Annotated in this window: 25 protein-coding genes; 17 read left to right on the top strand and 8 right to left on the bottom strand. The window is 73.3% G+C overall.

Features of this window, described 5'->3' with window-relative positions:
* Positions 1 to 4 precede the first annotated feature (4 nt).
* Positions 5 to 1,936 (bottom strand): AAA family ATPase, encoded by a 1,932-nt coding sequence (locus tag ACNAW0_RS15210; RefSeq protein ID WP_416288504.1) that lies wholly within the window; start codon positions 1,934 to 1,936, stop codon positions 5 to 7.
* Between the two features lie 190 nt (positions 1,937 to 2,126).
* Between ACNAW0_RS15210 and ACNAW0_RS15205 the strand changes: the two genes are divergently transcribed.
* The 3 genes from ACNAW0_RS15205 (at position 2,127) to ACNAW0_RS15195 (ending at position 8,479) form a co-directional block, all read left to right on the top strand.
* Complete coding sequence (locus tag ACNAW0_RS15205; protein WP_416288503.1) at positions 2,127 to 5,084, top strand: helix-turn-helix transcriptional regulator; 2,958 nt, start codon at positions 2,127 to 2,129, stop codon at positions 5,082 to 5,084.
* A 113-nt stretch (positions 5,085 to 5,197) separates the two neighbouring features.
* The gene (locus ACNAW0_RS15200) at positions 5,198 to 5,968 is read left to right on the top strand and encodes a DUF5995 family protein (protein WP_416288502.1); all 771 of its coding nucleotides are present in this window, start codon (positions 5,198 to 5,200) and stop codon (positions 5,966 to 5,968) included.
* A 402-nt stretch (positions 5,969 to 6,370) separates the two neighbouring features.
* On the top strand, positions 6,371 to 8,479 hold the full coding sequence (locus ACNAW0_RS15195; protein WP_416288501.1) for an amino acid transporter: 2,109 nt from the start codon (positions 6,371 to 6,373) through the stop codon (positions 8,477 to 8,479).
* 8 nt (positions 8,480 to 8,487) lie between these two features.
* Here the strand turns inward: ACNAW0_RS15195 and ACNAW0_RS15190 are convergent, their stop codons facing one another.
* The 4 genes from ACNAW0_RS15190 to ACNAW0_RS15175 all read right to left on the bottom strand — a co-directional run bounded on the left by ACNAW0_RS15190 (position 8,488) and on the right by ACNAW0_RS15175 (position 11,198).
* On the bottom strand, positions 8,488 to 8,694 hold the full coding sequence (locus ACNAW0_RS15190) for a hypothetical protein (RefSeq protein WP_416288500.1): 207 nt from the start codon (positions 8,692 to 8,694) through the stop codon (positions 8,488 to 8,490).
* 177 nt (positions 8,695 to 8,871) lie between these two features.
* Complete coding sequence (locus ACNAW0_RS15185) at positions 8,872 to 9,597, bottom strand: helix-hairpin-helix domain-containing protein (RefSeq protein WP_416288499.1); 726 nt, start codon at positions 9,595 to 9,597, stop codon at positions 8,872 to 8,874.
* Between the two features lie 220 nt (positions 9,598 to 9,817).
* Positions 9,818 to 10,174 (bottom strand): TcmI family type II polyketide cyclase, encoded by a 357-nt coding sequence (locus tag ACNAW0_RS15180; RefSeq protein WP_416288498.1) that lies wholly within the window; start codon positions 10,172 to 10,174, stop codon positions 9,818 to 9,820.
* Between the two features lie 163 nt (positions 10,175 to 10,337).
* On the bottom strand, positions 10,338 to 11,198 hold the full coding sequence (locus ACNAW0_RS15175) for an AfsR/SARP family transcriptional regulator (protein ID WP_416288497.1): 861 nt from the start codon (positions 11,196 to 11,198) through the stop codon (positions 10,338 to 10,340).
* 439 nt (positions 11,199 to 11,637) lie between these two features.
* Between ACNAW0_RS15175 and ACNAW0_RS15170 the strand changes: the two genes are divergently transcribed.
* From ACNAW0_RS15170 to ACNAW0_RS15130, 9 genes are all read left to right on the top strand, one after another.
* Positions 11,638 to 12,000: a TcmI family type II polyketide cyclase gene (locus tag ACNAW0_RS15170; RefSeq protein WP_416288496.1), complete on the top strand. Its 363-nt coding sequence runs from the start codon at positions 11,638 to 11,640 to the stop codon at positions 11,998 to 12,000.
* Complete coding sequence (locus ACNAW0_RS15165; protein ID WP_416288495.1) at positions 11,997 to 13,712, top strand: acetyl-CoA carboxylase carboxyltransferase subunit alpha; 1,716 nt, start codon at positions 11,997 to 11,999, stop codon at positions 13,710 to 13,712. Before ACNAW0_RS15170 ends, ACNAW0_RS15165 begins: the two co-directional genes overlap by 4 nt.
* Before the next feature lie 115 nt (positions 13,713 to 13,827).
* Complete coding sequence (accB, locus tag ACNAW0_RS15160) at positions 13,828 to 14,301, top strand: acetyl-CoA carboxylase biotin carboxyl carrier protein (RefSeq protein WP_416288494.1); 474 nt, start codon at positions 13,828 to 13,830, stop codon at positions 14,299 to 14,301.
* A complete protein-coding gene (locus ACNAW0_RS15155) occupies positions 14,301 to 15,770 on the top strand; it encodes an acetyl-CoA carboxylase biotin carboxylase subunit (protein ID WP_416288493.1) in 1,470 nt (489 codons plus the stop codon). The genes accB and ACNAW0_RS15155 overlap by 1 nt, the downstream gene beginning before the upstream one ends.
* The gene (locus tag ACNAW0_RS15150) at positions 15,767 to 16,492 is read left to right on the top strand and encodes an SRPBCC family protein (RefSeq protein ID WP_416288492.1); all 726 of its coding nucleotides are present in this window, start codon (positions 15,767 to 15,769) and stop codon (positions 16,490 to 16,492) included. The genes ACNAW0_RS15155 and ACNAW0_RS15150 overlap by 4 nt, the downstream gene beginning before the upstream one ends.
* Positions 16,485 to 16,892 carry a cupin domain-containing protein gene (locus ACNAW0_RS15145; RefSeq protein WP_416288491.1) on the top strand — a complete coding sequence of 136 codons (408 nt, stop codon included), beginning with the start codon at positions 16,485 to 16,487 and terminating at the stop codon, positions 16,890 to 16,892. Before ACNAW0_RS15150 ends, ACNAW0_RS15145 begins: the two co-directional genes overlap by 8 nt.
* The gene (locus ACNAW0_RS15140; RefSeq protein WP_416288490.1) at positions 16,889 to 18,157 is read left to right on the top strand and encodes a beta-ketoacyl-[acyl-carrier-protein] synthase family protein; all 1,269 of its coding nucleotides are present in this window, start codon (positions 16,889 to 16,891) and stop codon (positions 18,155 to 18,157) included. The genes ACNAW0_RS15145 and ACNAW0_RS15140 overlap by 4 nt, the downstream gene beginning before the upstream one ends.
* On the top strand, positions 18,154 to 19,395 hold the full coding sequence (locus tag ACNAW0_RS15135; protein WP_416288489.1) for a beta-ketoacyl synthase N-terminal-like domain-containing protein: 1,242 nt from the start codon (positions 18,154 to 18,156) through the stop codon (positions 19,393 to 19,395). The genes ACNAW0_RS15140 and ACNAW0_RS15135 overlap by 4 nt, the downstream gene beginning before the upstream one ends.
* Positions 19,396 to 19,542: 147 nt before the next feature.
* A complete protein-coding gene (locus tag ACNAW0_RS15130) occupies positions 19,543 to 20,019 on the top strand; it encodes a TIGR00725 family protein (RefSeq protein ID WP_416288488.1) in 477 nt (158 codons plus the stop codon).
* 12 nt (positions 20,020 to 20,031) lie between these two features.
* On the opposite strand, the gene ACNAW0_RS15125 is transcribed toward ACNAW0_RS15130, so the two are convergent.
* From ACNAW0_RS15125 to ACNAW0_RS15115, 3 genes are read right to left on the bottom strand one after another with little or no spacing between them, the layout of a single operon-like run.
* Positions 20,032 to 20,718, bottom strand: coding sequence for an HAD family hydrolase (locus ACNAW0_RS15125; RefSeq protein WP_416288487.1), 687 nt, complete (start codon positions 20,716 to 20,718; stop codon positions 20,032 to 20,034).
* Positions 20,715 to 21,107 (bottom strand): MmcQ/YjbR family DNA-binding protein, encoded by a 393-nt coding sequence (locus ACNAW0_RS15120; RefSeq protein ID WP_416288486.1) that lies wholly within the window; start codon positions 21,105 to 21,107, stop codon positions 20,715 to 20,717. The genes ACNAW0_RS15125 and ACNAW0_RS15120 overlap by 4 nt, the downstream gene beginning before the upstream one ends.
* Before the next feature lie 17 nt (positions 21,108 to 21,124).
* Positions 21,125 to 22,480 carry a BTAD domain-containing putative transcriptional regulator gene (locus tag ACNAW0_RS15115; protein ID WP_416288485.1) on the bottom strand — a complete coding sequence of 452 codons (1,356 nt, stop codon included), beginning with the start codon at positions 22,478 to 22,480 and terminating at the stop codon, positions 21,125 to 21,127.
* A gap of 145 nt (positions 22,481 to 22,625) precedes the next feature.
* On the opposite strand from ACNAW0_RS15115, the gene ACNAW0_RS15110 reads away from it, so the two are divergent.
* From ACNAW0_RS15110 to ACNAW0_RS15090, 5 genes are all read left to right on the top strand, one after another.
* Positions 22,626 to 23,153, top strand: a complete 528-nt coding sequence (locus ACNAW0_RS15110; RefSeq protein WP_416288484.1) for a hypothetical protein — start codon at positions 22,626 to 22,628, stop codon at positions 23,151 to 23,153.
* A gap of 92 nt (positions 23,154 to 23,245) precedes the next feature.
* Positions 23,246 to 23,500: a hypothetical protein gene (locus tag ACNAW0_RS15105; protein ID WP_416288483.1), complete on the top strand. Its 255-nt coding sequence runs from the start codon at positions 23,246 to 23,248 to the stop codon at positions 23,498 to 23,500.
* A gap of 95 nt (positions 23,501 to 23,595) precedes the next feature.
* The gene (locus ACNAW0_RS15100; RefSeq protein WP_416288482.1) at positions 23,596 to 24,555 is read left to right on the top strand and encodes a carbohydrate ABC transporter permease; all 960 of its coding nucleotides are present in this window, start codon (positions 23,596 to 23,598) and stop codon (positions 24,553 to 24,555) included.
* On the top strand, positions 24,552 to 25,382 hold the full coding sequence (locus ACNAW0_RS15095) for a carbohydrate ABC transporter permease (RefSeq protein WP_416288481.1): 831 nt from the start codon (positions 24,552 to 24,554) through the stop codon (positions 25,380 to 25,382). The genes ACNAW0_RS15100 and ACNAW0_RS15095 overlap by 4 nt, the downstream gene beginning before the upstream one ends.
* Positions 25,383 to 25,496: 114 nt before the next feature.
* A partial coding sequence (locus tag ACNAW0_RS15090; protein WP_416288480.1) for a hypothetical protein occupies positions 25,497 to 26,647 on the top strand: 1,151 nt, incomplete at its 3' end.

Below are 26,647 nucleotides of genomic sequence, written 5' to 3'. Positions count from 1 at the left end.
GGTCTCAGGCCGCCCAGCCCAGGAGGGCGGGACCGGCCGGGGGCCCGACCGACGGCAGGGCCGACGGGTGACCTCCCACCGGTGCGTCTCTGCTGCGGGACGGCCCGGCGTGAGCCAGCCCCGCGCGGTGGGACGCGGAATGCGTGGGCGATCCGCAACCCGCCCGGGGCGGGCGACTCGCCAGGCAGGCCACCGTGGGCTGCGGGGTGGTCCGCTCGCGGCGGGCGAACTCCGCCCGGAGCGCGCGGGGCAGCCGGTGCCGCACCACCCCGGCGACCGTGGGGTCGGCGACGGCGTACCCCCCGGCGACGGTCCGGCGCAGCAGGCCCGCCGCGACCAGCGTGCACAGCACCGGCTCGGCCCGGCCTGCCGTCCAGCCGAGCAGCTGGTCCAGTGTCGCGGCCGTGAAGTCCGCCCCGTGGGCCGCGCCGACCATCAGCACCGCCCGCTGGTCCCCGTCCAGCCGGTCCAGCCGGGCGTCGACCATGCGCCGTACCGCCTCCGGCACGCCGGCCGGGTCATCGTCTTCGCCGAGGGCCCGGACGTACGCCCGCGCGACGGCCGGGTTGCCACCGACCAGGGGCAGTAGCTCCGCGGCCAGCGCGGCCGGCCGGCCGGCCCGGTCCAGCAGCTGCCGCAGCAGCCGTCCGGTGTCGACGGCGCCCAGCGCGGGCAGTGGCACGCGGCGACGCCGGCCGGCGGCCCCGGGCAGCAGATCGGCCCAGCCCGGGCCGTGCGTGGCGACCACGGCCAGGGGCAACCGCCGCTCGCTGGCGGTGGCGAAGAGCCGGTGCAGGAACCGGCTCAGCGTCGGGGCGGCGCGGTCCAGGTCGTCCACCGCCACCACCACCGGCGTTCCGGCGGCCAGGGCGAGAAGCACCTCCCGCCACACCTCGGCGCCACGGCCCGCGGCCCCCGCGTCCCGCGGCGCCGCGACGAAGTCGGCCAGCTCGTGCGCCGCCGCGCCGCACCGGGCCGGCGGCAGCAGTCCGTCCAGGGCCGTGACCAGCCGTCGACGTACGGTCGCGGTGGAGTCCGCGTCGAGGGCCCCGGCGAAGGCACGCACCATGTCGGCCAGCGGCGCCAGCTCCCCCTCCGGATACGGCGGGCACTGCGCCGCGCACCAGCGGACCGGACGTCCGTCCACGGTCGACACCACGCGGGCCAGCTCGTGCAGCAGCCGGCTGCGGCCACTGCCGGCCAGCCCGACCAGGGAGATCCAGCGCGGTTGGCGGTCCCGGACCGCGCGGGCGATCTCGTCGCCGGCGGTGGCCAGCTCCCGCCGCCGGCCGACCAACGGGCCGTGGTGGCGGGCCGGCTCCGGCCGGGACACCCCGGTCACCCGCCACACATCCAACGGCACCGCCCTGCCGGTCACCGCCATCGCCGCCAGCGGGCGCTGGTCGACCAGGCCGGCGGTGGCCCGGCGGGTGGCCGCGCAGATGGCCACCCCTCCCGATGGGGCGTACTCCTGCAGGCGGGCGGCGGTGGTGATCACCGCGCCGCTGGCGGTGCCGTGTGCGCCGTCGTGGGTGGCGGCCAGGTCGACCAGCACCTCGCCGGTCGCCACGCCGACCCGGACCCGCAGCCGGGTGCCGGCCGGTGACCGCCGGTCCAGCGCGTCCTGGATCTCCAGCCCGGCGCGCACCGCGCGGTACGCGTCGAACCCGTCGGAGCCGTGCGCCCCGAACAGCGCCATCACCGCGTCGCCGATGTACTTCTCCACCACGCCGTTCCACCGGCGCAGCACCCCCGCGACGGTGCCGAAGTACGCCCGTTGCAGCTCCCGGACCTCTTCCGGGTCGAGCCGCTCGACCAGGCTGGCCGAGCCGACGATGTCGGCGAAGAGCACGGTGACCGTACGTCGCTCCTCGGGGACCGGCCAGCGCGCGGCGGTGACGGCTTCCCGACTTCCCACGATTGTGGTCATTGGCATCGCACCCACCCTTCCTCCCCGACCGGTGCCTGACGACCTCCGGAGACTTTCACCAGCGGATTGTCGGGGGATCGGTAAGACGACGTATGTCGACCACCCGCAACCTTTAGTCGCAATGTCGACGAGAGAGGTACCACTGGCACCTCGAGCCCGTAGAAGGGTGCGGGGACCGGTGACTAGGCTGCAGGCCATGGGCAGCGATGTGGACACCGCACCGCTTGTTGGCCGTGCCGGCACTCTGGCGATGCTCCGGTCGGCGCTGCTCGACGACGTCGCCCCAGGGCACACCGCGGCGGTCTTCCTCACCGGCGAGAGCGGGGTGGGCAAGACCCGCCTGCTGGCCGAGGTCAGCGGCCGGCTGCGGGACTGGGGCGCGCTGGTGCTCACCGGCTCCTGCCTGGACATCGGCGACGCGTCCCCGCTGCACCCGTTGCGGCAGGCGCTGCGCCGCTTCGACGCCGAACTCACCGACGCCCGTACCTCCTCGGCGGTGCGCAAGCTGCTCCAGGTCTTCGACGAGGAGAACCCGGGGCCGGACGGCGCGGGCGCGCTGCTGGATCGGGTGTCCCAGGGGCTGCACGTGGTCGCCGGCGGTCGTCCGCTGGTCCTCGTCCTGGACGACCTGCAGTGGGTCGACCGGAGTACCCGCCAACTCCTGCTGTACCTGCTCGCCGGCCTCGGCGACCTGCAGCTGTCGGTGCTGGCCGCGATCCGAGCCGAGGCGTTGCAGGGCGCGCACCCGCTGCGCCGGGTCCTCACCGAGCTGCGCCGGCTGCGATCGGTCCGGGTGCTCGACCTGGCGCCGCTGGACCGCGCCGGCACCGACGAGCTGGCCGCCGCGATCGCCGGTGCGCCGCTGCCGGGGGACGCCGCCGACCAGATGTGGCGGCGCAGCGGCGGCAACCCGTTCGTCGTCGAGGAGCTGGCCCGGGACCTGCGCGACGGCCGCGACGGGCTCTCCGACACGCTGCGCGAGGTGTTCCTGGCCCGGGTCGACGCGCTGCCGCAGCACGCGCACGCCGTGGTGCACGCGGTCGCCGCGGGCGTCGAACCGGTCGAGCACTGGCTGCTGGCCCAGGTGGTCCGGCTGCCCGAAGCCGAGCTGATCGAGGCGGTCCGGGCCGCGGTGGCGCACCGGCTCCTGGTCAGTGCCGACGACGGCTACCGGCTGCGGCACCGCCTGGTCGCCGAGGTGCTGGCGCACGAGCTGCTGCCCGCCGAGCGCGCCGCGCTGCACCGCCGCTACGCCGAGGTGCTCACCTCGGCCACCGCCGAGCTGCACCAGGCCCGCCTGGCCCATCACTGGCGGCTGGCCGGCGAACCGGGGCGGGCGTTGCCGGCCGCGATGGCCGCCGCGCGCGAGGCCGAGCGGCTGCACGGGTACGCCGAGGCACACCGGCACTGGTCGGCGGCGTTGCAGCTGGCTACCGCCCCGGCGGCGGTTTCGCCGAGCGCCGACCGGCCGGCTCCCGTCGGGGTGGACCGTGCGGAGCTGTTGGAGCACGCCGCCGAGACGGCGCACCACTGCGGCGAGCACGCCCGGGCGTTGGCCCTACTGGAGGAGCTGGCCGCCGAGCCGGCCGGCCCACAGGCCTGTGGCCTGCACATCCGGCGGGCCCGATACCTGGCCGCGGCCGGCCGGTCCGCGCTTGCCGAGGCCGAGTACCGGCAGGCTCTGGCGACCGCCGACCGCACGCCCCACGAGCGGGCCACCGCCGCCGCGCGCCTGGCCGAGCTGCTGTTGCACCTCGGACGGTACGCCGAGGCCGGCGACCAGGCCCGGGAGGCGCTGGAGCTGGCCGCCGCGGTGGACGGCACCACGTCGGAGGTGGTGCTGGCCAGCGCCGCGCTCGGCTACAGCGAGGCCTTCCTGGAGGACCCGGACGGCGGGCTGGCCGTCATGCGGCAGGCTCTGGAGACCGCCGAGCGGTCCGGCCGGCCGGAGGACGTGGCGTGCGCGTATCTGCACCTGGCCGAGCTGCTGACCGGGCCGCTGAACATCCTCGAGGAGGGTGTGGTGGTGGCCCGTCGCGGCGCCGAGCGGGTCGCCGAGCTGGGTCTCGGCCGGACCTGGGAGACCCGGCTGCTGGCAATCGCCACCAACGGGCTGTTCCGGGTCGGGCAGTGGGCCGAGGCGGAGAAGGTGGTTGCCGCCGCGCTGCGGCACCGCCCCTCCGGCGCCGACGCGGTGGAGTTGCTGCTCGCCCGCTGCCGGCTCTCCGTCGGGTACGGCGACATCGAGGCCTCCGACCGGGACCTGGAGGCGGTGGCCATGATGCTCGCCGGTGGCGGCGCCCGGCACGTGCTGCCGATGCTCATCCTGCGGGCCGGGCTGGCCATGTGGGAGGGCCGGCACGACCTGGCCCGGCAGGCCGTCCAGCGGGGACTGACCGAGAGCCGCTCCGACGACGTCATCGTGCTCGCCACCCTCGCCTGGCACGGGCTGCGCGCGGAGGCCGAGGCGTACGCGAGCCGGACCATCGCGGTGGACCCGACGGCGGTACGCCGGCTCCGCGAGGTGGTCGACCGGGTGGCCGGCAAGAGCGAGAAGGCCCCCGCCCCGGTGCGCTACGTCGCGGACGCCTTCCTGGCGCTCTGCGACGCCGAGATCAGCCGGCTCGACGACGGCCGGGGCGACCCGGAGCTGTGGGCCCGCTCGGCGACCGAGTGGGATCGGCGTAACCACCCCTACCCCGCGGCCTACTCCCGGCTGCGGCAGGCCGAGGCGCTGCTGGCCCGGCGCAGCCGGGTGGCCACCGCGGGCAAGCTGCTGCGGCAGGCGTACCGGATGGCGCAGGCGCTGGGCGCGATGCCGCTGAGTTCGGAGATCCGGACGCTGGCCGGCCGGGCGCGGGTGACCCTGGAGGAAAGCCCGCCCACCGCCCGTCACGTGCCCCGGCCCCGGGCCGCGGCGCCGGCCGCGACGCCGGCCGCCGCGCCGGCGGTGGACGAGCTGGCGGCGCTCACCGCCCGGGAACGCGAGGTGCTCGCCGCTGTCGCCGAGGGACTGACCAACCGGGAGATCGGCCAGCGGCTGTTCATCAGCGAACGGACCATCGGGGTGCATGTGTCGCACATCTTCGACAAGCTCCAGGTCCGTACCCGGGTGCAGGCCAGCGCGATCTTCCTGCGCAGCCGCCCCGAGTGAGGCGTACGCCGCTGCGAATACGTCGTTCTACCGATCCGGCCGGTCGACGCCGGCTGGAAGGCTGTCCAGCGTCACCGGTGACGACGTGGGCGTCCCACCACAGTGGAGGAACGATGACCGAACCGGTATGGGGTCCTGTGCACCAGGACATCGTCGGGCTGCTCGCCGACCACCCCGCCGACGTGCCGGCGGTCGTCGACCACCTCACCAAGCTCCAGGATCTGCTGGTCCGGCTGCCTCCGCTGGAGGAGAGCTGCCCCCTGGCGGACTTCAACAAGCTCTACCTGACCATCACCAGCAGCGTCCTGGACGGCCTCTACGACGATCGCTTCACCGACCCGGTGTTCCTGGCCCGGCTGGACGTGGAGTTCTCCGCCCGCTATTTCGACGCGTTGCGGTTCTGGACCGAGTCCAGCCCGAACACCCCGAAGGCGTGGGTGTGCCTGTTCCAGCGGATGCGCGGCCCGGACGCCCGGCCGCTGCCGTCGGCCGCCGCCGGGGTGAACGCGCACATCAACTACGACCTGCCGTTCGCGCTGGTGACGACGTTCGACAGCCTGGAGTCCGAGCCGGTCGACGGCAGCGAGCAGCACCGCGACTATCTGGAGATCAACAAGATCTTCGCCGAGCGGATCCCGGGGCTGCGCCGGGGCTACCTGGACCACTGGCAGCTGATGATCGACATGCTGAACGGCGACATCGACGACTGGTACCAGGGTGAACTGGTGGAATACACCCGGAACGTCGCCTGGCGCAACGCGCAGAAGATCTGGCGTTGCCGGCACGACCCGGAGGCCCGCGAGTGCGAGCGGAAGCGGCTGGACGACAACGCCGCGCGGTTCGGCCAGTTGCTGCTCTCGCCGCTCGGCGCCTTCCTCCAGTGACATCCTCTCCCCCTTAAAGGCGAGAGACTCCCGCTTCCAGCGCCGTACATCAGCGGCGCTGGGTGGGTCCCGGGGGAGCTGGGCGACCCGGCCCGCACGTACTTCCCTCGACGAGTTGGCGTCGATCGGCGCGTTCCTGGCCGGCGCGGGCCGCGTTGCTCGGCCGGCGGGCCCGGGCCATGTCCGAGCTGCTGCGTCAGGGCGCCCGCGACGGGGTGCAGCCGTGGGCGCGCAAGCTGCGCGACGTTTTGCGCCCGCCTCCCGTCGGCTGACCGATCCGCCCGCCATCGGGGGGGCGGTCCACCACTCCGTGCGCCCTGACGATCTCTGCCGGTTGTCGGGTTCGGCCGGATGGCGCCTGATATTCCGCCTAACGTCGGTGAAGGGCCTGAAGGGGTGCACATGGCGGAGGGACGGGACGGGGCGTCGCAGCCCCGGCGCCCGCGGGGGCGGCGCAACCAGGCGCAGGCCGCCGCGGCGGATCGGGCGCTGCGTGCCGCCCGCGACCCGGACCACGGCGACCGCGCCGGCAGTGGGGCGATCCACATCCCCGCCTGCATGGAGAGCCCGGTACGGCCGCACGAGCCGGCCAGCTCGCTGACCCGGTGGCTGTCCCAGCACCGGGTGCAGCCGGTCGGCCCGGAGACCCGGGAGCACCAGGCGGCCTCGCACCCCTGGTGGCAGGTGATGTGCCTGACCGGCCTCGACTACTTCTCCAGCCTCTCCTACGTGCCCGGTATCGCCGCATTGGCGGCCGGGGCGCTCTCCCCGCTGGCCACCCTGCTGATCGTGGCGCTGACCCTGTTCGGGATGCTGCCCATGTACCGACGGGTGGCCGGGGAGAGCCCGCACGGCCAGGGCTCGGTGGCCATGCTGGAGCGGCTGCTGCCGTTCTGGCGGGGCAAGATCTTCGTACTGGTGCTGCTCGGCTTCGTGGCTACCTCGTGGATCGTCACGATCACGCTGTCGTCCGCCGACGCCACGGTGCACCTGCTGGAGAACCCGTACCTGCCGAAGTCGTTCCCGCACGGCGACACCGCCGCAGTGGTGGTGACCGGGGTGCTGCTGCTCATCCTCGGTGGCGTGTTCCTGATGGGGTTCCGTGAGGCGGTGCGCGTCGCCATCCCCCTCGTCGCGGTCTTCCTCGCGCTGAACGCGGTGATCGTGGTCGTCAGCCTGTCGCACATTCTCGCCAACCCGGCGGTGGTCAGTGACTGGACACAGCGGTTGACCACCACCGCCGGTGGGATCGGCGGCCTGGTTCGCACGTCCGTGCTGGCCTTCCCGCTGCTGGTGCTGGGGCTCTCCGGTTTCGAGACCGGGGTCAGCATGATGCCGCTGATCAAGGGAAACGGCCTGGACACCGAGGCGCGGCTGGGGGCGCGGATCCGCAACACCCGCAAGCTGCTCGCGGCCGCGGCGCTGATCATGACCGCCTATCTGATCACCACCACGTTCGTCACCACGGTGTTGATCCCGCCCAAGGAGTTCCAGCCCGGCGGAGCAGCCAACGGCCGGGCCCTGGCCTTCGTGGCCCACGAGCAATTGGGCGAGGGGTTCGGCACGATCTATGACATCAGCAGCATCCTCATCCTCTGGTTCGCGGGCGCCTCGGCGATGGCCGGTCTGATCAACATCGTGCCCCGCTACCTGCCTGCCTACGGCATGGCGCCGGAGTGGGGACGGGCCATCCGTCCGGTGGTGCTCGTCTACACGGTGATCAGCATCGCCCTCACGGTGGCTTTCCGAGCGGACGTCAACGCGCAGGCCGGCGCGTACGCCACCGGGATCCTGGCGATGATGGTCTCCGGTGCGATCGCGGTGACCATCTCCGCGTACCGGGCGCGGCACCCGTTCGCCGGGCTCGGCTTCGCGGTGCTCAGCGCGGTGCTGCTCTACGCCCTCACCGAGAACGTGATCGAGAAACCGGACGGCATCGCCATCTCCGGCCTGTTCATCGCCGGCATCATCGCCGTCTCACTGATCTCCCGGGTGTCCCGGACCACCGAGCTGCGCGCCGAGCGGATCGAGCTCGACGAGCCGGCCCGGCGGTTCGTCGCCGAGTCGATCGCCCACGACGGCCGGCTGCACCTGATCGCGAACAAGCGGCAGAGCGGCTCGCTCAAGGAGTACCGGTTCAAGGAGCGCGCGCAGCGCGGGATGAACCCCGTGCCGGGCGCCGCCGACGTGCTGTTCCTGGAGATCGACGTGACCGACCCGTCGCAGTTCAGCCAGGTCCTGCGGGTGCACGGGGTGGAGGTCGGGGGGTACCGGATCCTGCGGGCCAGCAGCCCCGCCGCGCCGAACGCGATCGCCGCCATCCTGCTGGCCCTCCGCGACGCCACCGGGGTGCGCCCGCACTGCCACTTCGAGTGGTCCGAGGGGAATCCAATCGCGCATCTGCTGCGCTATCTGATCCTCGGCCGTGGCGACACCCCACCCGTGGTCCGTGAGATCATCCGCAAGTCCGAGCCGGACCCCACCCGCCGTCCCGGCATCCACGTCGGCTGACGGCGCGGTCACTTGGACGGCTCGGGGAGCTTGCAGTCCACCTTGGGGTTGGTGCCGATGTAGTTCAGCGGACCGGCCACGATGGTGACCAGGATCGTGCTCGCCTCGGCGCAGTTCTTCTCGGCTCTGGTGTAGTACCCGCGCTGTCCGGCGGCGATCGCGCCGATGATGAGCCAGATGACGACCAGGACGCCAACTATCGAGGTGCCGCGCATGGGTTGCCTCCACGGGGGTGTGGTGGATCTGAGGTGAAAGCCATGTACCCAGAGCGGTGGAATCGTCAAACAGCGCCGGGACACCGGCGCGGCGTGACCTGCCGGTTGGCAGAACGGGCGGGGCCGGGATCCCGCCCGGGCCGGTGACGACATCGTCAGCACCGGCCCGGGACGGGCTCAGGCGTCTGCGCTGGCCAGCGACTTCGCCTGCTGCGGCCAGGTCGCCAGGCCCGGCGCGGCGCGCAGGCCGGCCGCCTTGATGACCTCCCGCAGCGCCGCCTCGTCCAGCTCGGCGAGCTGCTGGTAGGTGCGGACGCCGGCGGCCTGGAGTCCGGCCGCCATCTTCGGCCCGATGCCCTGGATCTTCCGGAAGTCGTCGGCGGGCCCGCCCACGTTCGCGGCGACCGGGGTCGCGGCGGGCTCCGCCGCAGCCGACGTGCTGTTCTCGGCCGTGGCGCGCGGCGCGGGGATGGTCGCCGGGGCGGCCGGCTCGGCGGGAGCCGTGGCCGGCTCTACCTCGGCGGCAACGAGCTCGGCCGCGGTGCTGACCGGCTCGGCCGCGACGGCGGCGGGCTGCTCCGTCTCAGCCGGGGCGGAGTCGGCCGGCCCGGCGGCGTCGGTGGCCGGTGGGGCGGTGGTCTCGGCGACCGGGATGGCGGTGGCGGCCGGTGTGGCGTCCTCCTGGGCCGGGGCCGGTTCCTCGGTCACCGCGGCGGGCGGGGAAACCTCGTCGACGGCCACGGCGTGCCGTTCCTGGTCAGCAGTGACGGTCGCGGGGTTACCCTCCACGATGGACGCCGCCGGGCCCGTGGTGGTGCGGCCTCCGGCCAGCACCCGCCAGATCACCAGGCCCGTCACCACAGTCAGGATCCCGACCAGCCATAGCGCGAAACTCGGCGGCACGGCCAACCTCCTCCTCATTACGTGAACGAAAGTCGCGAGAAACTCGGGGCAGCTTCCCACACGTACGTCGAGGATGACAGGGCGGTCCGCGGCTTTCGTCTGCGATGGGACGAGCTCGTACCGGGGGGTGGCGGTGGGGTGACCGAGAGTGTGTCACCAGCGGACAGGGGTGGGCGGTCCCGGACCCTGGTGCCGTATCAGGGGTCCGGGACGCCCGGTCTCAGCCCTCCGCGCCAGGGCGGGCGTAGAAGGTCGCGTCAACGGCGTCCCAGCTGTAGAAGCAGCCGGCGACGGCGTCCCGAGGGGAGCGCCAGGTCGGCAGGTACGCCGACGTGTGCGCCGACAGTCGCTCGTTGACCCGCCGGTAGAGCGGGTGGTCGCGAGCCCCGGTGGCCGCGTCCGGGTCAACGTCCGCGAGTTCCATCAGATGTATGCACAGGTCGTGCAGGCAGTACAGCGACCGGTGCCGGACGCCGGTCAGACTGGGCAGTTCGGTCGCGTCGGACTCGGCGAAGATCTGCGCCACCCGTCCTTCCGCGCCCGGCACGATCCGGCTGACGACCAACAGTCGACTCATCGGGACCCCTCTCGCCGGTGATCGCCCCGGCCAGCAGATGTGGGGCGTCGGACACCGTGTGCAGAAAGCCTGCCGGGCCGGCTGTCACCTCTCCGTCACCAACGGCGGTCGCTCGGTGACGGCGGTGAATGCGACGTCGCGTCGGCGGGCCGGCGGCCGTCGTTCAGCGGGGCGCGGTGGGCGCGGTGGGACCCCGCTGCGGGGCGGGAGCGGCCGGACCGCCGGGCGGGGCGGGAGCGGCCGGACCGCCGGGCGGGGCGGGGCGTTCGGGTCGCCGTCTCGGGTCGGGCGCCTGACGCCGGGTGGCGTGCCGGATCGGGGCGAGGGTGTCGTCGAGCAGCGCGCACATCGCCGGGGACGGTTCCAGGCGCAGCTCGCGTAGCAGCAGGTCCCGGTAGACGTAGAAGGCGTGTACCGCCTCGAACGCGTTCCCCTCGGCGAGGTGGATCCGGACCACCAGGCGGTGCGGGGTCTCCCGCAGCGGTTCGGCGGCCATCGCCTCCAGAGCCGCCTCGAGGGCCTCACCGTGCCGGCCGGCGGCGAGGTGGTTGCCGGCGAGTTGCTCCAGCATGTGCAGCCGTAGCTGGCGCAGGCGCTCGCGTTCCAGCAGCACCCAGTCCTCGTACCAGCCGGGTAGCAGGTCGTGCCGGCCGGCGTTGCTGGCCGCGGGCGGCAGTTCGCCCTGCCGGACCCGGGCGGCGATGTCGACCAGCTCGTCGACGTCGAGGTGGACGGTGTCGCCGAGCCGTACCGTGTCGCCGTCGGTGAGCAGCGGGCAACACGGGTCCTGCCGCAGCCGCCACAGGGCGGTACGCAGCGATGACAGCGCACGCTCCTCGGAGGCCTCCGGCCAGAGCAGCCCGGCCAGGTGGCTGCGGGTGGCGCCCGGCCGCAGTCCGATCAGGGCGATGACCCGTTGCAGCCCCCGGGGCACGACCACCGGCACGTCGTCGTGCAGCAGCCGGAAGCCGCCGAGCAGGTGCAGCGACACGTGGGGTGCGGACGGGTCCCCGGCCGTCGGCATCCTCGATCCACCGGTCACGGGTGCAACCCTCCTGCGCCGGAACCCTCGTCCCGACCGTTTCTGTTGCCCGGCGCGGCGGCCCGCGACCTCGGTGTCGGAACGGCTCCGCCGCGGCGGCGGACGGCGTTTTCGCCGGGCTGACCGCAACGGAGGCTATCAATCAAGGTTACGCTGCGTCAACGGGCTATCGGCAAGGCGACTATCCACAGCGGCCCGGCGAACCGGGTGCTGAACTGCGAAAAAGTGTCGTTATGAGATTGATGCCAGATGATCTTTGCATAGCTTAGACACAGCTTCCGTCAACGCAGCGTCACCAGATTCCGTTCTGGATGGCCGGTGGGTGACGCCGCGTTGACGGTGCCGGCGGCACCGTGGCGGAAGTCGTCCGGCGCGCCCGGTGGCACCCGCCGGCGGGAACGCGCCCCAGGGGAGGCTGTCCATGGACCGCTCGCTCATCGTCGCCAAGGTGGTGCCGGCCGCCGAGGATCGGGTTGCCGAGATCTTCGCCGAATCCGACGCGACCGAACTGCCTGGCCTGGTCGGCGTCCGGCACCGGTCGCTCTACCGGCTGCACGACCTCTACGTCCATCTGCTGGAGACGGAGCTGCCGGCGGAGGGCGCGGTGGAGGACGTCCGCGGCCATCCCGAGTTCGTCCGGGTCAGCGAGCGGCTGCGGCCGTACATCTCGCCGTACCTGCCGACCTGGCGCTCACCCCGGGACGCCATGGCCCACTGCTTCTACCGGTACGACGCCCCAGGGCGGCAATCCCACCGTCGCGACGCCCCGGGACGGCGGCCGTGACCACCACCGCGCCCCGCGACGAGCAGCTCTGGTCGCGCTGCGACGGCTGCGCCTCGCTGCTGTACCGCAAGCGGCTGCGCCGCAACCTCGACGTCTGCCCGGAGTGCGGAACGCACGCCCGGCTGGACGCGCCCGACCGGGTGGCGCAACTGGCCGACCCGGATTCGTTCATCCCGCTGCCGGACCGGGCGGTCCGGGTCGACCCGATCGGCTTCGTCGACGCCCTGCCGTACCCGCACCGGCTCAGCGCCGCCCGGGCCGGCACCGGGCTGGACGAGGCGGTGCTGTGCGGCACCGCCCGCATCGGCGGCCAGCCGGTCGCCCTCGCGGTGATGGACTTCCGCTTCCTCGGCGGCAGCCTGGGCTGCGCGGTCGGTGAGCTGATCACGGCCACCGCCGAGCGGGCGTTGGTTGACGAGGTGCCGCTGGTGCTGGTCACCGCCTCCGGCGGTGCCCGGATGCAGGAGGGCGCGCTGTCGCTGATGCAGATGGCCACGGTCAGCCAGGCGATCGCCGGGCTGCGCGAGGCGGGCCTGCTCACCGTCAGCGTGATCACCGACCCGACGTACGGCGGGGTGGCAGCGTCCTTCGCCACCAACACCGACGTGGTGCTCGCGGAGAGCGGCGCCCGGCTGGGCTTCGCCGGCCCCCGGGTCATCCGGCAGGTCACCGGCGCCACGCTGCCCGAGGGCTTCCAGACGGCCGAGTTCCTGCTCCGGCACGGACAGATCGACATGGTGGTGCCCCGGCACGCGCTGCGCGGCCGGCTGACCGCGCTGCTCGCCGCTGCGCAGGCGGGGCGTCGGGCCGCCCGGCGTCTGTCCGTACCCCGGCAGGAGCCGGCACCGCGACCGGCGCCCGGGGCTGACGCCACCGCGCTGGCGACGGCGGCCGGCCCGGAGCGGGACGCCTGGGCGACGGTACGCGCGGCCCGGCACCCCGGCCGGCCCACCACACTGGACTATCTGGAGACCGCCTTCGACGGCTTCGTCGAGCTGCACGGCGACCGGCTGGGCGCGGATTGCCCGGCGATCGTCGGCGGGGTGGCCCGGCTCGACGGGCGGTCGGTGATGGTGATCGGCCACCAGAAGGGACACACCACCGCCGAGCTGGTGGCGCGCAACTTCGGCATGGCCAGCCCGGCCGGGCACCGCAAGGCGCTGCGGCTGATGCGCCTCGCCGCCCGGCTCGGCCTGCCGGTGGTGACCCTGGTGGACACCCCCGGCGCCGACCCGGGGGTGAGCGCGGAGCAGCAGGGGCAGGCGGCGGCGATCGCCGAGAACATCCTCGCGCTGAGCGTGCTGTCCACGCCGGTCGTCGCGGTGGTCACCGGGGAGGGTGGCAGCGGCGGGGCACTCGCCCTCGCGGTCGCCGACCGGGTGTTGATGCTGGAGAACGCCGTCTATTCGGTGATCAGCCCGGAGGGCTGTGCCGCCATCCTCTGGTCGGACAGCTCCGCGGCGCCGCAGGCCGCCCGCGCACTGCGGCTCACCGCCGCCGACCTGTGCCGGCTCGGCGTGGTCGACGAGGTGGTGCCCGAACCGCGGCCCGCCGCGCACGACGATCCGGCCGGCGCCGCCGAGCTGCTGCGCCGGGCGGTGGCGGCGAACCTCACCCCGCTGCTCGACGTGCCGGCGGCCACGCTGGTCCGCCGCCGCCGTTACCGCTTCCGCCGCTACGGCGCGGCCCACACCACCGAGGTGTGCCAGTGAGCGCGAGGAGTGAGCCGGGTTTGCGAGCCTCGCAGTCGCGAACGGAAGGCGGCGCGGTGAGCGCGAGGAGTGAGCCGGGTTTGCGAGCCTCGCAGTCGCGAACGGAGGAGGAGCAGTGAGCGCGGGCCATTCCGACGAGGTACTGGACGGGCTGCGCCGGCACGCGCGCAAGCTCGTCGCCGAGCTGGCCGGCCCGGTCCGTCGGGTCCGGCTGCGCAGCGGCGAGACCGTGCTGGAGGTGGAGTGGCACGGCCCGGCCGACGCGGATCCCGCGCCGCGTACCGGCCCGGGATCGGTCGCCGAGCCGGTCGCGGAGACGGTGCCGGCGCCGGATCGGCTGGCTGTGCGGGCACCGGTGGTGGGCACCTTCTACCGCGCTCCGGAACCCGGTGCCGCGCCCTTCGTGGCCGTCGGCGACGTGGTCCGGCCCGGCCAGGTGGTCGGCATCGTGGAGGCGATGAAGTTGATGAACGAGGTGACCGCCGACCAGGCCGGCCACGTGGTCGAGGTGCTGGTCTCCGACGGCAAGCCCGTCGAGTACGACCAGCCACTGCTCGCCCTGGAACCACTCGCCGGGCGGGGTGAGTGATGTTCGAGAAGGTGCTGATCGCCAACCGGGGCGAGATCGCGCTGCGGGTGCTGCGGGCCTGCCGGGAACTGGGCATTCGTACGGTGATGGTGCACTCCAGCGCCGACGCCCAGACGCTTCCGGTGCGGCTGGCCGACGAGACCGTCCGGATCGGGCCGGCGGCTAGCCGACAGAGCTATCTCAACGCGGCCGCGATCGTCGAGGCCGCCCGGCAGACCGGCGCGCAGGCCGTCCACCCCGGCTACGGGTTCCTCTCCGAGGACGCCGACTTCGCCGAGATCTGCGCCGAGAACGGGCTGATCTTCGTCGGCCCGCCGCCGCAGGTGATGTCCGCGCTGGCCGACAAGTCCACCGCGCGGGCGCTGATGAGCAAGGCCGGGTTGCCGCTGCCGCCGGGCAGTGTCGAGACGCTGCCGACGGCCGCGGACGCCCTCGACGTGGCCGCCGAGGTGGGGTATCCGGTGATCGTCAAGGCGGCCGCCGGCGGGGGTGGGCGGGGGATGACCGTGGTCCGGTCCGCCGCCGAGCTGCCTCGCGCGTACGCCCGCACCCGCGCCGCCGCCCAGGTCGCCTTCGGCGACGACCGGGTGTACGTCGAGCGGTACCTCGCCGATGCCCGGCACGTCGAGGTGCAGGTGCTCTGCGACAACCACGGCAACGGGGTGCACCTGGGCACCCGGGACTGCTCGGTGCAGCGCCGCCACCAGAAGCTGGTCGAGGAGGCCCCCGCCCCGGCGCTGCGACCGTCCACCCTGGACACCCTCGCCGAGGCGGCGCTGCGTGGCGCGCTGTCGGTCGGCTTCACCGGCGCGGGGACCGTCGAGTTTCTCGTCGACGAGGCGGAGCAGAGCCACTTCCTGGAGATCAACTGCCGGATCCAGGTCGAGCACCCGGTCACCGAGATGGTCACCGGCGTCGACCTGGTCCACGAGCAGTTGCACGTCGCCGCCGGCACGCGGCTGCGGCTGCGGCAGGAGGAGATCCGGCTCCGCGGGGTGGCGGTGGAGTGCCGCGTCAACGTGGAGGACCCGGACCGCGGCTTCGCCCCCGCCCCCGGGCGGCTCGACCGCTTCCGCCCACCCGGCGGCCCGTTCACCAGGGTCGACACCCACGGCCACGTCGGCTACCTGGTCAGCCCGCACTACGACTCGCTGCTGGCGAAGGTGGCCGTGTGGGCGCCGGACCGGGACGGCGCGCTTGACCGCCTCGACCGCGCGCTCGGCGAGTTCGAGGTGGCCGGTCCGGGCGTCCGTACCACCATTCCGTTCGTCCGGCGGGTGCTGCACGACGCGGCCTTCCGCGCCGGGCGCCACACCACCGGCCTGGTCGACCGGCTGCTCACCGCCGACGTCGAGCCCGCCGACGGCCCCACCGTCCCCACCGGGCCCACCGCCCGCGCCGACGCCGACCCGGCCGGCCGTACCCCCGTCATCGCCGCGCCCGCCGCGGCCCAAAGGAGGTTCCGATGACCGTCGCTTCCGACCGACCGCTCGCCGCGGAGATCACCGACATCCTGGTCACGCACTGTGGCCTGGACGCCGAGGCCGCCGCCCGTACCCCGGCCGCGAGCCTGGAGGAACTGGGCATGGACTCCCTCGCCCTGCTCGAACTGTCCGCCGTCGTCGCCGACCGGTGGCGGGTCAAGATCCCCGAGCAGGCCGCGCAGCTCAGCATCCCCGGCGTGGCCGACCTGGTGGCCCGCAGGATCGACCCGCCCGGGCACACCGAGAACGCGATCGACATCGCCGCGCCGCTGCCGCTGGTCTGGGAGGTCACCAACGACGTCGCCCGGTGGACCGACCTGTTCACCGAGTACGCCGTGGTCGAGATCCTCGATCGGACCGACGACACGGTGCGGTTCCGTCTCACCATGCACCCCGACGAGAACGGCGTGGCGTGGAGCTGGGTCAGCGAACGCACCGTCGACCCGGCCACCCGGCAGGTCCACGCCCACCGGGTGGAGACCGGCCCGTTCGAGTACATGCACATCCACTGGCGCTACGACGAGATCCCCGGCGGCACCCGGATGGCCTGGGTGCAGGACTTCGCCATGAGGCGCGACGCGCCCGTGGACAACGCCGGCATGACCGACCGGATCAACGCCAACAGCAAGATCCAGTTGGCCGTCATCAAGGAGCGGATCGAGCGGCGGGCGGCCGCCTCGACCGGGAACGGAGGCCGGGATGCCTGAGACCACCACCGCCCCGGTCTGCGCCCGCGACGTCCCCGCCGACCGGCGGCGCGGCGGCGAGCTGCGGGTGCTGCTCGGCCCCCGCACCGTCGGCAGCACTTCCGGGTTCATGGGTGTGGCCACCCTTCACCCGGGGGAGCGGATCGCCGAGCACTACCACCCCTACAGTGAGGAGTTCCTCTACGTGGCGCGCGGCGCGATCACCGTCGACCTGGACGACCGGCCGGTGCCGCTCGCCGCCGGGGCGGCGCTCTTCGTGCCGAAGGACGTGCGGCACCGGCTGCGCAACACCGGCGACGAGCCGGCCGAGGTGGTGTTCCACCTGGGGCCGCTCGCCCCCCGTCCGGAACTGGGCCACGTCGACACCGAGGTCGCCACGCCGCCCCGGGAACCGTCGTGACCGGGCGGCGCACCGTGGTGACCGGCGTCGGCGTCGTCGCACCCGGCGGCGCCACCCGGGACCGGTTCTGGAAGGCCGTCACCGCGGGGCGCACCGCCACCCGGCGGATCACCTTCTTCGACCCGTCGCCGTTCCGCTCCCAGATCGCCGCCGAGTGCGACTTCGACCCGGATGCCGCCGGGATCACCCTCGCCGAACGGCAGCGCGCCGACCGGTACGTGCAGTTCGCGCTCGCCTGCTCCACCGAGGCGCTCGCCGACAGCGGCCTCACCCTCACCGACGCCGAGCGGGAGCGGGCCGGCGTGGTGCTCGGCACCGCGGTCGGCGGCACCATGGCGCTGGAGAAGGAGTACGTCCGGGTCAGCGATTCCGGCCGGCACTGGCTGGTCGACCACACCCTCGGCGGGCCCTACCTCTACCAGGCGCTGGTCCCCAGCAGCCTGGCCGCCGACGTGGCCTGCCGGCACGGCCTGCACGGCCCGGCGCAGGTGATCTCCACCGGCTGCACCTCCGGCATCGACGCCATCGGGTACGCCCACCAGCTCGTCGCCGACGGCGAGGCGGACGTGGTGCTCGCCGGCGCCGCCGACTCCCCGATCTCCCCGGTCACCGTCGCCTCCTTCGACGCCATCCAGGCCACCAGCCCCGACAACGACGACCCGGAGCACGCGTCCCGGCCCTTCGACGCCGACCGGCACGGCTTCGTGCTCGCCGAGGGGGCGGCCGTGCTGGTGCTGGAGGAGGCCGAACACGCCCGCCGTCGGGGTGCCCACGTCTACTGCGAGGTGGCCGGGTACGCCAGCCGCAGCAACGGCTTCCACATGACCGGGCTGCGCCCCGACGGGGTGGAGATGGGCCTGGCCATCACCGACGCGCTGCGGCAGGCCCGGCTCGCCCCGTCGGCCGTGTCGTACATCAGCGCGCACGGTTCCGGCACCCGGCAGAACGACCGGCACGAGACCGCCGCGTTCAAGCGGGCGCTCGGGGCGACCGCGTACCGGGTGCCGATCAGCTCGATCAAGTCGATGGTCGGGCACTCGCTCGGCGCGATCGGCTCGATTGAGATGGCCGCCTGCGCGCTCGCCATCGAGTACGGGGTGGTGCCGCCCACCGCCAACTGGACCACTCGCGACCCGGAGTGCGACCTGGACTACGTGCCCAACGAGGCGCGGGAGGTGCCGGTGGACGTGGCCCTGTCGGTCGGCAGCGGCTTCGGCGGCTTCCAGTCCGCGATGATCTTCCGCCGGCTGGCGGTGGGGCAGTGACCGCGCGAGCGGTGGTGACCGGCATCGGGGTGGTGGCGCCGACCGGGATCGGCAACGACGCGCACTGGGCCGCGGTGCTTGCCGGCACCCGCCGCACCGGGCCGATCACCCTGTTCGACCCGACCGGCTACCCGACGCGGATCGGCGGGGAGGTGCCGGACTTCGACGCCGCCGGGTACGCCGACACCCGGCAGCGGGTGCAGACCGACCGGTGGACCCACCTCGGGTTCGCCGCCACCCGGCTGGCCCTGCGGGACGCCGGCCTGCCCGAGCAGGCCCCCGACCCGTACCGGTGGGCGGTCACGCTGGCCAGCTCCTCCGGCGGCAACCTGTTCGGGCAGCGGGAACTGCAACGGCTGTGGGGCGGCCCGACCCGGACCGTCGGGGCGTACCAGTCGATCGCCTGGTTCTACGCGGCCAGCGTCGGGCAGCTCTCCATCCACCACCAGCTCAAGGGGCCGTGCGGGGTGACCGTGTCCGAGGCGGCCGGCGGACTGGACAGCCTCGCCCACGCGGTGCGGACCGTTCGGCGAGGCACCCCGCTGGTGGTCGCCGGGGCGACCGAGTGCCCGCTCAGCCCGTACGCGCTGGCCTGCCAGCTCCGCTCCGGGCTGCTCAGCGACGTCGCCGACCCGGCGGCTGCGTACCGGCCGTTCGACGCCGGGGCCAGCGGCTACGTGCCGGCCGAGGGCGGTGCCGTCTTCGTAGTGGAGGAGCTGGGGCACGCGCTGGACCGGGGCGCCCGGATCTACGGCGAGATCACCGGCTGGGCGGCCACCCACGACGCCGCGCCCACCGACCCGGCGGCCGGCCCGGACCCGACCCACTACGCCCGCGCGCTGCGGCTGGCCCTGGACCGGGCCGGCATACGCCCGCACGACGTGGACGTGATCTGGCCGGACGCGCTCGGCGTGCCCGCGTACGACCGGGCGGAGGCGGCGGCCCTGCGCGCAGTGTTCGGGGAGCGCACCCCGTCGGTCACCACCCAGAAGCCGCTGACCGGCCGGGCCCACCAGGGCGGGTCGGCGCTGGACGCGGCGACCGCGCTGCTCGCCTTCCACCACAAACTGCTGCCCGCCTCGGCCGGCCCGGAACGGCCCGCCGAGGGTTGTGACCTGCCCTTCCTGGGCGCGCCGCGGCGGCCGCGCAGCCGGATCGCGCTGGTCGGGGCGCGCGGTTTCGACGGCTTCAACAGCGCGTTGGTGCTGCGCGGCGCCGCGCCACCCCAGACGGACTGACCGGCCAGGGGGTCGTACTCGCCCCTCGACGGCGATTTCCCCGACCGCGATGTGGGGGCATCGCCGCCCACGCCACCGATCGCATCCTGGCCCGCCTCTCCTAGTTTGTCGCCATCCGGCGCGGCGGGTCGTGGCGACAATGGCGGGATGCGGGTGCAGGTGGCGGTGTGCGGGCCGGCGGAGGCGGCGCCGGCCGAGGTGGCGCACGCCCGGCGGGTGGGGGAGCTGCTGGCGGAGCGCGGGGTCACCGTGCTCTGCGGCGGGGGCGGCGGGGTGATGGCCGCGGTGGCGGCCGGCGCCCGGTCCCGCGGCGGCCTGGTGATCGGGGTACGCCCCGACGACGGCAGCGACCCCGGCCCCGCCGAGGCGTCCGTGTCCGTGGTGACGAACATGGGCCAGGCCCGCAACGCGATCCTGGTGTGGAGCGCCGACGCGGTGATCGCCGTCGGCGGCTCGTGGGGGACGCTGAGTGAGGTGGCGCTGGCGATGCGCCGGGGCGGCATCCCGGTCGTCGTACTCGGCGGCTGGCGCGTCCTCGACCCGGCCGGCAACCCGGTGCCTGGCCCCCGGCACGTCGACACGCCGGATGAGGCGGTCGCCGTCGCGCTGCGCCCGCCGGGATGACCGGGGCATCGGTCAGTCGAGCAGGGACCGCAGATCCGCGGGGCGGCCGGCGGTCAGGTCTGCGGGCTCCTCGGCGTCGTACTGGTGGCCCCAGCCGGCCGCCACCGCCACCGCGCCGCTGGCCCAGGCGGCCTGGAGATCGAGCGGCGAGTCACCGACGTACGCGGCGCGGCGGGGTTTCAGCCCCAGCAGCCGGCAGGCCCGCTCTACGCCGTCCGGGAAGGGCTTGGGACGCGGAGCCTCGTCGCCGCCGAGGACGACGCGGAAGTGCCCGAGCAGGCCGACCCGATCGAGCAGGATCTCGGCCGCGCGGTGGCTGGCACCGGTGAACAGGCCGACCGGCACCCGGGCGGCGAGCTCCGCCAGCACTTCCGCCATGTCGGGATAAACCGTCACCCGCTCCGCGAGGTTGGCAAGGTGATCGTGGTAGCAGGCCAGGTCGGCCTCGGTGGCCGGTCGTCCCATCAGGTGCGTGAGCATCGCGGCCGGCGGACCGAGCGAATATCCGGCGATGATCTCGGCGTCGGAGAGCGCCGGCCCCCCACGATCCACGATGGCGGCACGGTACGCGGCCGGCACCACCGCGTGGGATTCGATCAGGGTGCCGTCCATGTCGAAGACGATCCCGTCCACTCGCGCCCGCGTCTGTTGAGCCGGCGGGATCCGACCCGGCGAGTCGGGACGCGGGGGAGCGCTCACCGGTTCTCCGGCCGGTGGGCGGCGGCGAGCCGCTTCGGGGCGCGGGCGTACCACGCCTCGGTGATCAGCTCGGTCAGCTCCGCGACGTCGATCCGGTCGAGCCGGACCAGCACGGCCGGGTACCCGTCGAAGTGGGGGGTGGTGAAGTAGACCGTGGGGTCGTCGGCCAGCAGCGCCTCCTTGGCGCCAAGGTCGGGCACCCGGACGCCGAGGATCGGGCCGTCGGGGGCGGCGTCGCCGAGGGCGTCGAGGTCGGCGCGGCGCAGCGGCCGCTCCCAGACGAAGGCCTTGTCCCGGACCCGCCAGGCGGGCCGGTTGTCGTAGCTGCCCCGCTCGGTGCTCTCCGGCAGGGCGAGCGCGATCCGGCGTACGTCGTCCCAGGTCGCCATGGGCCGACGATAGCGGATCAGGCGATCCGGCACCGGGCCTCCGCGCCCGACCGGCCGCACGTGCCCACGCTGCACCAGCGGCGCATTCCGCTGCCGTCGAGGAACAGCCAGCCGCACGCCGGATCGGGGCAGGCCCGGATGGTGTGCCGGCGCGGGTCGACCAGCAGTTCGGCGGCGCTCCAGGCGACCGCGTGCACGGGCAGCCGCAGCCCGGCCCGCAGGTCCGGCCACCACCGGCCGCGCCCGTCCACCCCGCGCCGGAACACCTGCACCTGCGCGGCCGCCTCGGCGTGGCGGGCCACCGCATCGAAGGCGCGGTGGTCGGCCGGGTCGGTGAGGCAGGCGTACAGCCGGGTACGCAGCGCCCGGACCTCGTCGAGCACGGCGGCAGCCTCCCGGGGATCCCGCCGGGCCAGCTCGATGAGCCGGCTCACTGCGACGTCGTCGACCAGCCCGACGTGACCGGTCCACACCGCCAGGGTCCGGTAGCCCCGCAGCCACTCGGCGCCGGGCAGCGGCGCCGGGTGCCGCCAGCCGGCGAAGGTGTTGCAGAAGTCGAGCGCCGGGTGCCCGCCGACGCTCCACGGCAGGGTCTCGCCGCGTACGCGTACCTCGTACAGCCGGCGGCCCGGGCGGTCGAGCCGGTGGTCCGCGCGGAGGATCCGCCGGTGCACCTCGCGGAGCCGCGTGCCGGGATCGACGCCGAGGTTCTCGGCCAGGGCTTGCCGGGTGGTCTCGTAGATGTTGAGCGCCTCGGCCTGCCGGTCAGCCTGGTACAGCGCGGTCATCAGAGTGGCGACGAGCTGCTCCCGGGTCGGGTGTCGGGCGACCAGCGGGGTCAGTTCGGCGGTCACCCGGGCGTGCTGGCCGAGTGCGAGCCGTGTCTCGGCCCGCAGCTCGACGCCGGTGAACCGAAGCTCTTCCAGTGGCCCGTGCAGCCGCTCGCGCAGCTCCTCGTCGGCGGTGTCGGCGAGCAGCGGGCCGCGCCAGAGGGCCAGCGCCCGGTCGAGCAGGCGCAGCCGCTCGGCGGGCTCGGTGGCGTCGTCGGCCCGGTAGCTGAGCAGGCTGAACTCGTCGACGTCGATACGGTGACCGCCGGCCTCCACCAGGTAGCCGTCGCGGCGGCTGCCGATCGTCACCCCGTACGGCGTCAGGGCGGCGCGGAGCCGCCCGACGTACGTGTGCACGGCGCCCCGGGCCGACGCCGGCGGCTGGCCGTTCCAGAGCAGGTCGATGAGCCGGTCGGTGCGGACCAGTCGACCCGGGTCGAGCAGCAGGACGGCGAGCAGGCACCGTTCCTGTCGCCGGTTGCTGAGCCTGACCGGTTGGCTGTCGTGATACGCCTCGAACGGGCCGAGCAGTCGGAATTCCATATCAGTTGTGACCACCTGGCACCCGGCTCAGGTTGTCGTATCGGCGAACCGGGCTCCTGACGGGACTGCCGAACGCGTGGTGAGGATCTGGTGAGCGGCGCTGGCGAGGCTGGTCCCGAACGTACGTCAACGAATGGGAGTGATCATGCGTCGGATGTTCAGCCTCGGGTCCGTCCTCGTCGCCGGCGTGCTGGCGGCCACGATGTCCGCCACCCCGGTGGTGGCGGCCGGGAACGGGGGCCGGCACGGCTGGGTGCCGGCTCCGCAGCCGTCGTTCGACCAGCCTGCCGGCGCCCGATGCGACTTCCCGATCCACCTGGAGTCCGTGGTGGACGAGGTTCGCAAGCTGGTGCTGGCGGAGTTTCCAGACGGTTCGCCGCGCCGGGAGATGTACCAGGGTGCGCTCCTGGTCCGGGTGACGAACACCGCGACCGGGGCCAGCACCCTGGTGGACGCGGGCGGCATGGCGATGGTCGAGTACGCCCTGGACGGCTCCATGACCTGGTACGTGACCGGGCCGGTGCTGTTCGGCTTCGGTGAGAACGCGGGGACCCTCCCGCGCGGCGAGTGGCTCATCGACGGGCAGTTCATCGTCAAGTTCTCCCCGTCGAACTTCAAGACTCTCACCATGGTGCACGGCACGACCCACAACGTCTGCACGGACCTGGACTGACTCTCCCAGGCCCAGGGCTGGCCGGCGCCGGACGTGGCGGCCGGTCAGCCCCCGTGCTCCCGGCCGCCCGCGTGACCGTAGATAATGGACGAATGGTTGCCTGGGAGTACGCGCTGCTGGTCCGCCGCTATCAGGGGCAGGGTCGCAATTTCACCGTCTCGTTCGTCTGGTACGGCCCGGACGGGTCTCGCACCGACGTGACGCCGTACGGCGACACCGCGGTCTCGCACCTCAACCGGGTCGGTCGCGAGGGCTGGGAGCTGGTCACCGCGGCCGAGGACGTGAACAACGTGCAGGGCAGCACCGAGGTGCACCGCTACCACCTCAAGCGGCCGCTGACCCGTTAGCGCTGCTTCCCCGGCGTCGAGATCCGAGCCCTGCGCGGCCACCTCCTCGGAGCTTAGGGATCCTTCTCGGTCGATCTCGTTGGTACTGTGCTGCCGTGCCTCCACTTCGCACCGTCAGCGCGCCACCCGGCGGCCGTGTCCGGACCGCGGAACCGGCGCGCTCCGGAAACCGGTCCGGACGACCCCTCCGCCAAGCCGGTCTCGGCTGGCTGCTGCTGCTGCCGTCGGTGCTGGTCTTCGCCCTGTTCGTGTTCTGGCCGCTCGGGCGGACCGTGTACCTGTCCGTGCACGGAAACGACATCTTCGGCGCCCCGTCGGCGTACGTGGGCGCGGCGCACTACCGGGAGATGCTGTCGGCGGAGTTCGGTCGGGTCCTGGCCACGACCGCGCTGTTCACGCTCTTCTCGGTGGTGCCCGCCGTCATCGGCGCGCTCGCCGTGGTGCTGTTGCTGGAGGCGCGCATCCGTGGCGTACGGGTGCTGCGTACGGCGTTCGCGTTGCCGTTCGCGTTCTCGGTGGCCACCGCCTCGGTCGTCTTCGCGGTCATCTACAACCCGGCGATCGGGGTGGCCAACGGCCTGCTCGGTGCGTTCGGGATCGATCGGGTTAACTGGCTGACGGACCCCTCGATCGCGCTGCCCGCCGTCGGCGCGGCGACTGTGTGGATGAACTTCGGCTACAACATCCTCGTGCTCTCCGCCGGCGTGGCGGCCATCCCGATCGAGGTCGTCGAGGCGGCCCGGCTGGACGGCGCGACCGGCTGGCGGCTGGCTTCCCGGATCACCGTGCCGCTGATCTCCCCGCAACTGTTCTTCCTCGTCGTGGTCTCCACGATCCACGCCCTGCAGAGCTTCGGCCAGATCCACATCCTGACCAAGGGCGGGCCGGACCAGGCCACCACCACGCTGGTCTACTCGATCTACGAGAAGGCGTTCGCCTTCGGCTCCGCGGACTTCGGCGCGGCCAGCGCCCAGGCCGTCGTGCTGCTGGTCATCATGCTCGCCATCACGGCCGTGCAGTTCGGCATCCTCGAACGGCGGGTGCACTACCGATGAGAAAACTCTCCCTCGGGCAGGTCGCCGTCTATGTCGTGCTCGGCGTGGCCGCGATCCCGGTCCTGTTCCCCGTCTACTACGGCTTCGTCGGCGCCGTGATGGGCCCGGGCGACCTGGCGACCTACCCGCCCGCCCTGGTGCCGAGCGAACTGCACTGGCAGAACGTCACCGATGTGTTCCGGTCGGTGCCGCTCGGCCGCTTCTACCTCAACTCCGCGGTCCAGGCCGGGGCCATCACCGTGGCCCAGGTCGTCACCAGCATCGTCGCCGCCTACGCGTTCGCGTTCCTCCGCCTGCCGGCCCGGGCCGCCACGTTCGGTCTGTTCCTCGCGACCCTGATGGTGCCGTGGGAGGCCATCATCATCCCCAACTACCTGGCCATCTCCGGTTGGGGGCTGGCCCGCGGCGGCCTGACCTACGTCGGCCTGGTGCTGCCCTTCCTCGCCTCAGCGTTCGGCACGTTCCTGCTTCGCCAGGCCTTCCTGCAGTTTCCTGGCGAGCTGCGGGACGCCGCGGTGATCGACGGCTGCGGCCACTGGCGGCTGCTGTGGCGGGTCATCGTGCCGTTGTCCAAGCCGTCCATCGCGGCGGTCGGGGTGTACGTCTTCCTCTCGGCCTGGAACCAGTACTTCTGGCCACTGATCCTGATCCGGGACAGCGAGTTCCAGACGCTGCAGATCGGTATCTCGCAGCTCAACGACGCGGAAGTCGCCCAGCCGGGACTGGTGCTCGCCGGCGTCGCGCTCTCCCTGCTCCCCACGCTGGCCGTCGTGATCTTCGGTCAGCGGTACATCGTGCGCGGGCTCACCGCCGGCGCGCTGCGTTGAACCGAGAGAAGGAGCAGCGACTAGTGGTGGCTTGTCTGGCGAGAAGTGTCTACAATAGACTATTGTGCGCCGTGTTATCGGATCGGCAAGTTCGCTAAGCGGGTTGGTCGCTCGGTGAGTAGGGTGCGTCGGTGGGAGGGGGAGGGCCGGATCATGGCCCGCGTCACCCGCATCGCGTATTCAGCCGCTCTGAATTCGAGCAAGTACGCCGCCCTGCAGGAGCAGGCCCGTCGGCTGGGTCGGGTGCGCAGCGAGGTATGGCAGCGGTATGGGTCGGTCAACGGTGTCGGGTCCGGGTTGACCGATCGGCAGGTGCGGGACCGGTGGTTGGCCGACGGCACGCACGTGCAGTTCGGGGTGCTGGCGAACGCGTGGAAGGAAACAATCCGCGACGCGATCGGCGACATCGGAGCGAATCAGGAGGCGGCCAAGGCCAAGGTACGGCGGGCGATCGCCCGGCACACCGACGACCCGACCGAGCTGAAGCGGATGTTCACCGCACTAAAGACCGACCGGTGGATTGTCGACCCGTTCCTGGCTCGACAGATGCGCAAGCACTGGAAGCGCGGCAAGAACCATGGACACGATCAGATCGTGGTGCGCGCCGACCAGTACAACACCGTTGTTGACGGGCGGGGTCGGCTGTGGCTGGCCATTCCCGGCCTGCAACGCCGCAAGATGGTGCGGGTCCCGCTGTCCACGACCGTCGCGCCAACCGGGACGCTGCGGCTAATCATTCGGGGCGGCCGTGTCGAGGTGCACTACCAGATCGACGCATCAGCAATGCGGTCGTCGCAGCGGCCCCACGGCGAGGCAACCCTCGGTGTGGACAAGGGTTACACCGAAGCCCTCACCGACTCCGACGGCGAGCCCCACGGTGAACAGCTCGGCGAGCTACTGACCAGCGAGTCGGACCGGCTGAAGGAGCGCAACCGCCGGCGGGCGAAGCTCCGCTCAATAGCCAACACCGCCGCCCAGCGCGGTGCCCACGCGAAGGCCCACCGGATCAAGGCCAACAACCTCGGGACCGTGAAGCGGGACCGGCAGGCCGCCCGGCATCGGGCGCGGGTGCGCACGGAGATTTTCACCGCCGTGCACGAGGTCGTCGACAAGGCCGCCACCGTGGTCGCCGAGGACCTCACCAAACGCTTCTCTGCCCGTAAGAAGCTGGGGAAGAACGTCAACCGGCGCCTGGCCGCGTGGACCAAGGGAGTCACCGCCGAGGCCCTCAAAAGCGTGTCGGAGCGCAGAGGTTCTGCGCACGT

Source organism: Micromonospora sp. SL1-18 (assembly GCF_047921505.1).
In the GTDB taxonomy this organism is placed as follows: Bacteria; Actinomycetota; Actinomycetes; order Mycobacteriales; family Micromonosporaceae; genus Micromonospora.
This window is presented reverse-complemented; position numbering and strand designations above follow the sequence as displayed.